Annotated in this window: 8 protein-coding genes; all 8 read left to right on the top strand. The window is 42.8% G+C overall.

From position 1 onward, the window contains the following. Window positions 1-536 (top strand): branched-chain amino acid ABC transporter permease (locus ACO4PX_RS07035; RefSeq protein ID WP_485572096.1); only part of this gene is annotated, 536 nt, incomplete at its 5' end. Window position 537: 1 nt separating this feature from the next. Next, complete coding sequence (locus tag ACO4PX_RS07030) at window positions 538-1596, top strand: branched-chain amino acid ABC transporter permease (RefSeq protein ID WP_485572095.1); 1059 nt, start codon at window positions 538-540, stop codon at window positions 1594-1596. Next, window positions 1593-2351 carry an ABC transporter ATP-binding protein gene (locus ACO4PX_RS07025; RefSeq protein WP_308579471.1) on the top strand — a complete coding sequence of 253 codons (759 nt, stop codon included), beginning with the start codon at window positions 1593-1595 and terminating at the stop codon, window positions 2349-2351. Before ACO4PX_RS07030 ends, ACO4PX_RS07025 begins: the two co-directional genes overlap by 4 nt. A 2-nt stretch (window positions 2352-2353) precedes the next feature. Further along, entirely contained in the window at window positions 2354-3067 is a 714-nt protein-coding gene (locus ACO4PX_RS07020; protein ID WP_183684035.1) for an ABC transporter ATP-binding protein, read from the top strand. A 20-nt stretch (window positions 3068-3087) separates the two neighbouring features. Continuing rightward, window positions 3088-3627: a hypothetical protein gene (locus ACO4PX_RS07015; protein ID WP_485572094.1), complete on the top strand. Its 540-nt coding sequence runs from the start codon at window positions 3088-3090 to the stop codon at window positions 3625-3627. A gap of 157 nt (window positions 3628-3784) precedes the next feature. After that, window positions 3785-4567 (top strand): alpha/beta hydrolase, encoded by a 783-nt coding sequence (locus ACO4PX_RS07010; RefSeq protein ID WP_485572093.1) that lies wholly within the window; start codon window positions 3785-3787, stop codon window positions 4565-4567. Between the two features lie 125 nt (window positions 4568-4692). Continuing rightward, window positions 4693-7338: an alanine--tRNA ligase gene (alaS, locus tag ACO4PX_RS07005; RefSeq protein ID WP_485572092.1), complete on the top strand. Its 2646-nt coding sequence runs from the start codon at window positions 4693-4695 to the stop codon at window positions 7336-7338. A gap of 113 nt (window positions 7339-7451) precedes the next feature. Then, a partial coding sequence (rpsU, locus tag ACO4PX_RS07000) for a 30S ribosomal protein S21 (RefSeq protein WP_485572097.1) occupies window positions 7452-7536 on the top strand: 85 nt, incomplete at its 3' end.

The raw sequence follows: 7536 nt of genomic DNA, 5'->3' as shown, positions 1-7536 counted from the left end.
ATCCCAAAAGCTTCCAGTCCTTTGTAAAGCTTCCTGCTTTAAAGCTGGCAGGAGGACAGCTGGTGATTTCCGGAGAAACCATAGTCACCATTTTGGTGGGTATTTTAGTTGCCGTTGTATTATTGCTGTTTATTCATAAAACCAAGGCGGGACAGGCTATGCTAGCGGTATCCGAGGACAAGGGTGCAGCCACTTTGATGGGAGTAAATGTAAACGGTACCATTGCCCTTACCTTTGCCATTGGTTCCGCTCTGGCCAGTGTGGCAGGAATCCTTCTTTGCTCCGCTTATCCTACCCTTACCCCTACAACAGGAGCCATGCCCGGCATTAAGGCCTTTGTGGCTGCCGTACTGGGAGGAATCGGTTCTATTCCCGGAGCATTTATCGGTGGAATTTTACTTGGCGTATTGGAAAATCTGTCCAAGGCCTATATTTCTTCCAAACTGTCCGATGCCATTGTTTTTTCCGTTTTGATTATTGTATTGCTGATTAAGCCAAGCGGAATTTTAGGAAAGAAGATTATGGAGAAGGTGTAAGATGAAGAATGTACAAATGAAAAAAATCAAAGATATTTTTTTGAATTACGGAGTCATTCTTATCGTGTACTTTGTTGTTCAGTTATTCCTGAAATCCGGTTCAGTCAGTTCCCTGATGAAGGGACTTTTGGTTCCTTTATGTATTTATTCTATTTTGGCCATAAGCCTTAACCTTGTAGTAGGTATTTCCGGAGAATTGTCTCTGGGGCATGCGGGCTTTATGTGCGTGGGTGCTTTCTTTTCTGCAAGCTGCTCCATGCTTTTAAAAGGAAGCTCTCTACCTCCAATGTTGATTTTCTTTATTGCCCTCTGCATCGGCGCTATTTCTGCCGGATTCTTCGGCTTTTTAATCGGAATTCCGGTTCTCAGGCTGAAAGGAGACTATTTGGCTATCGTAACCTTGGCCTTCGGAGAAATTATCAAAAACATCATTAATGCTCTGTATTTTGGTGTGGATAAGAATGGTTGGCATTTTTCCTTAAAGGACGGTACCGCCGTTGCTTTGGGAGAAGGGGGAAAATGGATTATTAAAGGCGCACAGGGAATTACCGGTACGCCTAAGTACAGTAACTTCACCGTAGGAATTGTACTTCTCTTACTGTCTATGCTTTTTATCCAGCATTTTATTCATTCCAGAACAGGAAGAGCGGTAATGGCGATTCGTGATAATCGTATTGCGGCGGAAAGTATTGCATTACCTGCTTCAAAACTGAAGCTGCTTTGTTTTACAATTTCAGCGGCTATTGCAGGAATTGCCGGGGTATTGTATGCCCATAATTTAAGCTCTCTACAGGCTTTACCGAAAAACTTCGGATACAATCAGTCCATTATGATTCTGGTATTCGTGGTTTTAGGCGGAATTGGCAATATTCGCGGTTCTATCTTGGCCGCTGTTGTTCTGACTCTGCTTCCTGAACTTCTTCGTTCTTTAAATGACTACAGAATGTTGATTTATGCCGTTGTTTTGATTGTGATGATGCTATTTACTTCCGCCCCCGGCTTTATCGCTTTTCGGGAGAATATTCTTCATCGTCTGTTCCGTAAGGAGGTGAATGCATGAGTCTTTTAGAAGTGAATGCCTTAGGCATTTCCTTTGGAGGTCTGAAGGCGGTAGATCAGTTCCATATTTCCATTGATAAAAAAGAATTGTACGGCTTAATCGGGCCCAACGGTGCCGGTAAAACCACAGTATTTAACCTGCTTACCGGAGTTTACCAGCCAAATACCGGAGAAATTCTTTTAAATGGAAAAAATATTGTGGGAAGCTCCTGCATTGAGATTAACAAAAAAGGAATTGCCAGAACCTTTCAGAATATTCGATTATTCGATAAGCTGACAGTATTGGATAATGTTAAGGCAGGATTTTTCCAGGAAAATTCCTATTCCTTTATCGAAGGGATTTTTAGACTTCCCCGGTATTTTCAAAAAGAAAAGGAAATGTCGGATAGAGCTCTGGATTTACTCTCTGTTTTTCATCTGGAAGAGCATGCTTTGGACTTTGCGGGAAACCTCCCCTACGGAAAACAAAGAAAGCTGGAAATTGCAAGAGCACTGGCAACCAATCCTTCCTTACTTTTATTGGATGAGCCTGCAGCGGGAATGAATCCCAATGAAACGGAAGAACTGATGGACACTATCAGACTGGTTCGAGATCGTTTTGATATGACCATTTTATTGATTGAACATGATATGAAGCTGGTATCCGGCATATGTGATCGCCTTACCGTACTGAACTTCGGGCAAGTCCTTACAGAAGGAAAGACTCAGGAAGTGTTGCATGACGAGAAGGTTATCAAGGCTTATTTAGGAGAGTAATTATGGAACAAATTTTAGAGGTAAAGAATCTTCATGTACATTATGGGATGATTCATGCCATTAAAGGCTTGGATTTCCATGTGAACAAAGGAGAAATCGTAACCTTAATCGGGGCCAACGGCGCCGGAAAAACCAGTACCCTGCAAACGATTACCGGCTTAATTCCCCATTCCCAAGGAGAAATCATTTATAGAGGGGAAAATGTCAGCAAGCTTCCCGGATACAAGCTGGTTTCCAAGGGACTTGCCCATGTTCCGGAGGGGAGAAGAGTTTTTGCCAGTCTTACGGTATATCAAAATCTGATGCTGGGTGCCTACACCAGAAAGGACTCAAAGGAAATTGAAGAAAGTCTGAATATGATCTATCATCATTTTCCCCGTCTTTTGGAAAGAAAAAATCAGGTAGCCGGAACCCTTTCCGGAGGAGAACAGCAGATGCTTGCCATGGGTAGAGCTTTGATGTCCAAGCCGGAGATGATTTTACTGGATGAACCATCCATGGGCCTTTCTCCCATTTATGTAAATGAAATCTTTGATATTATTCAAAAGATTCATGAGTCAGGGGTAACCGTACTCTTGGTAGAACAAAATGCCAACAAGGCTTTAATGATTGCAGACAGAGCTTATGTATTGGAAACCGGAAACATTCGATTAGAAGGAAAAGCCGGAGACTTACTATCCGATCCTCAGGTAAGAGCGGCTTATTTATCGGAATAATTATGCCCAGAAAACAATTTATGGCTTATCTCAAGATCTTATTGCTTCTTTTCCTATTTTTGAGTCTTGTCAGCTTTGGCCTGCACAGGCATTGGAAAAATGCTCTAAAAAGCTATGAGGAGAACAGGAATAGCAGAGAAGAAGTTCAAGAGCCCCTTTCTCTGCTTCCCAGTGAAGAGGATGAGGAGGAGCCTGATTCTGACAGCTATCTTCGTTTTCAAAATGAATTTAAGCTATTGAATCAGATAGAAGAGGATGAAAGCTGGCAGAAAAACCTCTCTCTGCGAAGAAGATATGAAAAAATCGGAGAACTCTACGATAAAGAAATGCAGCGTCTGGTGAGCTATTACAGCAGAAATATCACCGGAAATGAGAGGGAAAACTTTTTTGCCGAGCAAAGTGTGTTTTTGAGTCAAAGAAGCATGGAGAGTAAAAAAGAGCTAAGCATGGAGAAAACCGGTGTAGAGGAAAATATTGACTACTTAAAAAAATATATTCAGCTGACAAAGGCTAGGTGTTCTGTTTTATTGGAGAAGATTTTTGAAGATCAGGACGGCTAGTCCTTTTCGTTAAAAGGAGCAAATTATGATAATTAAAAATATTAATATATCTATCCTTGCTGTGATTTTTATCAGTATTTTAATTTTATTTTTAGCTTTTGTCTCTATGCTTGGCAAAAATATATTCTACGGTGAAGGACAAAGCCTGGAAGAGTCGATGGAATGGCAAAGAGAACATTATGATACTTCCTTTTATAATGGTTTGCAAAAAGAAGAGTTTACTGTTAAAAGCTATGATTCTTATGTGCTCCATGGAGAAATTTTAAAGAACCCGACCCCTTCTTCTAAATATGTTATTATAAGTCATGGTTATAAGGATACTCGATATGGAAGTTTAAAGTATGCCTCTATCTATCTTTCCTTAGGCTATAATTGTATTATTTATGATTTACGAGGGCATGGAGCAAATGAAAGTACTTTTTGTAGCTACAGTGTGAGGGAAGGAAAGGATTTGGCGGAAATAGTACATTTTTTTCAGGCAAAACTGGGAAGGAATGCGGAGATTGGCTTGCATGGAGAATCTCTTGGAGCTGCCACAACAATTGCCTCATTGAAAGATGTACAAAATGTTTCCTTCGCTGTAGCTGACTGCGGTTTTTCCGATATCGAAAATGTTTTGGAGGAAATCTGGCGATACAGTCACATTCCAACAGCTATCGGCCCGGTTATGAACCAATATGCCAAGCTTCATTTCGGTATTCCTATTTCCGCCATGCGCCCCATCGACTCTTTGGCAAAAAATCAGGTGCCTATCCTTTTTATCCATGGAGAAGATGACCAATACATTTTGCCGGCAAATAGTGAAAGAATGTATGAAGCTACCAAGGGGAAGAGAGATTTGTTGTTGGTACCAAAGGCAGGTCATGCGGAATCGGTTTTTGTAAACAAAAGCCTCTATACAGAAAAGCTGAAAGACTTTTTGTCCTCCCTTGCCTCATAGCCCTAAGTACTGTATAATTTGTAAGATTGTGTAGAGAAGGTATTGCAGGCCTTCTTGTTTTGCTAAAACCTTACTCATTCAGAAATTCAGTAAGGAAATTTCTATACTGCATAAAGGGAGATTGTATGAAGAAATATGGTGTTAACGAATTAAGAAAAATGTTTTTAGCCTATTTTCAGGAGAAGGAACATTTGGTAATGAAAAGCTTTTCCTTGGTTCCCCATAATGATAATAGCTTATTGTTAATCAACTCCGGAATGGCGCCTTTAAAGCCTTATTTTACCGGTCAGGAAATCCCGCCAAAGAGAAGAGTGGCTACCTGCCAGAAGTGTATCCGTACCGGAGATATTGAGAACATTGGTAAGACTGCAAGACATGGTACCTTCTTCGAGATGCTTGGTAATTTCTCCTTCGGAGATTATTTTAAGTCCGAGGCTTTACATTTTGCCTGGGAATTTTTGACAGAGAGAGTAGGTCTGGAGAAGGATCGTCTTTATCCCAGTATTTACTTGGAGGATGAAGAGGCTTTCAAGGTATGGAATGAGGAAATCGGTATTCCTGCAGATCGTATCTATCGCTTTGGAAAGAAGGATAACTTCTGGGAGCACGGTGTAGGTCCCTGCGGTCCCTGTTCCGAAATCTACTATGACCGTGGAGAGAAATACGGTACAGGCCCTGAGGATGTGATGGGAGGAGAGGGAGATCGTTTCTTAGAGGTTTGGAACGTGGTATTCTCCCAGTTTAACAATGACGGTCAGGGCAATTACACCGAGCTTATTCAGAAGAACATTGATACCGGAATGGGACTGGAACGTCTTGCGGTAGTTTGTCAGGATGTACCCTCTTTGTTTGACGTGGATACCAACCAGGCCATGATGACAGAGATTGAAAGTCTTTCCGGAAAGAAGTATCTGGAGGACAAGACTGCGGATGTTTCCTTCCGTATTATTGCCGACCATGTAAAGAGCTGTACCTTTATGGCTTCTGACGGTATTATGCCTTCCAATGAGGGAAGGGGCTACGTTTTCCGTAGATTGTTAAGAAGAGCGGCAAGACATGGACGTATTTTGGGTATTCCCGCAGGAAGTCTTTCCAAGCTTTCCGAAAAGGCTATTGCCTTGTCCTCTGACGGATATCCCGAGCTTTCCGAGAAGAAGGATATGATTCTTCGGGTTATTTCCGAGGAAGAGGATCGTTTCAACAAGACTATTGATAACGGTCTTGCCATTTTACAGGGCTTAAAGGAAGATTTACAGAAAAAGGGAGAGAAGCTTCTTTCCGGAGAAGATGCCTTCCGTCTTTACGACACTTACGGATTCCCTCTGGATTTAACCAAGGAAATCTTAGAGGATAGCGGAATTACCGTGGATGAAGAGGCTTTCCAACAGGCGATGAAGGTGCAAAGAGAAACTGCAAGAGCGGCAAGAAAGAGCACTAACTACATGGGAAGAGACGACGTCTACCAGAATCTGGATGCCTCTTTAAAGACAGAGTTTGTGGGATACGATACTCTGGAATGTGAAGGAAAGGTTACCGCATTGGTATACCTTGCGGACAATGGAGATGAGGATGAAATTCGTCCTTCCGTAGAGGCAGGAAATCGTGCCGCAGTAATTACCGACCGCAGTCCCTTCTATGGAACCATGGGTGGACAGCAGGGAGATCAGGGAAAGATTTGTTCCGGTACTTCCGTATTCACAGTGGAAGAGACTATTCACTTACAGGGGGGGAAACTGGCTCACCTGGGAACAGTAGAGCAGGGAGGTTTTTCCGTAGGAGATTCCGTAACATTAGTCGTAGATGCTAAAAAGCGTGCCCTGACCGCAAGAAACCACACCGCTACCCACCTTTTACAAAAGGCTCTGAAGGAAACTCTGGGAAGTCATGTGGAGCAGGCGGGAGCTTACTATGATGACAAGCGTCTTCGTTTTGACTTTACCCATTTTACCGCCTTGACCAAAGAAGAACTTGAGAAGGTTGAGAATTTGGTCAATGAAGAAATCGCCAGAGGCGATGTGGTGCTTACACGGGAAATGCCCATTGAAGAAGCTAAAAAATCCGGTGCTACCGCATTATTCGGAGAAAAGTACGGTGATACCGTAAGAGTGGTTTCCGTAGGAGATTTCTCCATTGAGCTTTGCGGAGGAACCCATGTAGAGAATTCCTCCTCCATCCAGGCCTTTAAGATTCTTTCCGAGCAGGGTGTTGCTGCCGGAGTCAGAAGAATCGAAGCCATCACATCTCAGAACCTCTTTGATTATTTCCACCATGAGGAGGAGCTGTTAAAGAGTCTTAGCGGAAAATTAAAGGCAGATCCGGAGCATTTATTGGCCAGGGTAGAGAGTCTGGAGAAGGAATTAAAGGAAAGCCGTTCCCAGTGCGAACAGTTAAAGGCGAAGCTGGCCAATGCGGAAGTGGAAGATTTGGCAGTGGTAGAATACAAGGATTGTTCTCTGATTGCCGCCAATATTCCGGGAATGGACAGAAATGCCCTTCGAAATCTGGGAGACAGCTTAAAGGATAAACATAAGAATGCCTTTATCCTTCTGGCCTCTGTAGAAGACGGTAAGCCGATTCTTATGGCTACAGCCGCTGACGCTGCGGTAAAGCTCGGTGCCCATGCCGGAAATCTGATTAAAGAGATTGCTCCTATCCTTGGAGGTGGGGGAGGCGGTAAGCCTCAGATGGCTCAGGCCGGTGGAAAGGATACTGCAAAGTTAGAGGAAGCTTTAAAGCAGTCTTTGGAGAGCATGAAGAAACAGCTGGGCTAAGGAAAAAGCTCCGGGTAAAAAATAGCTTTAGTTCTAAAAAAGTCATTGACGTATGAAATTTTGGTGTTATAATAAACTCTAGTTTGTGCCCGAAGGGAGGTTTGGGGTATCGCATGTCAAATGTCATCGTAAAAGAAAACGAGTCTTTGGACAGTGCTTTACGCAGATTCAAAAGAAACTGTGCTAAGGCAGGAATCC

The sequence above is a fragment of the Oribacterium sp. genome, assembly GCF_057249185.1.
Note: the sequence above shows the minus strand (reverse complement) of the source record. Positions and strands in the feature narration are given on the sequence as shown.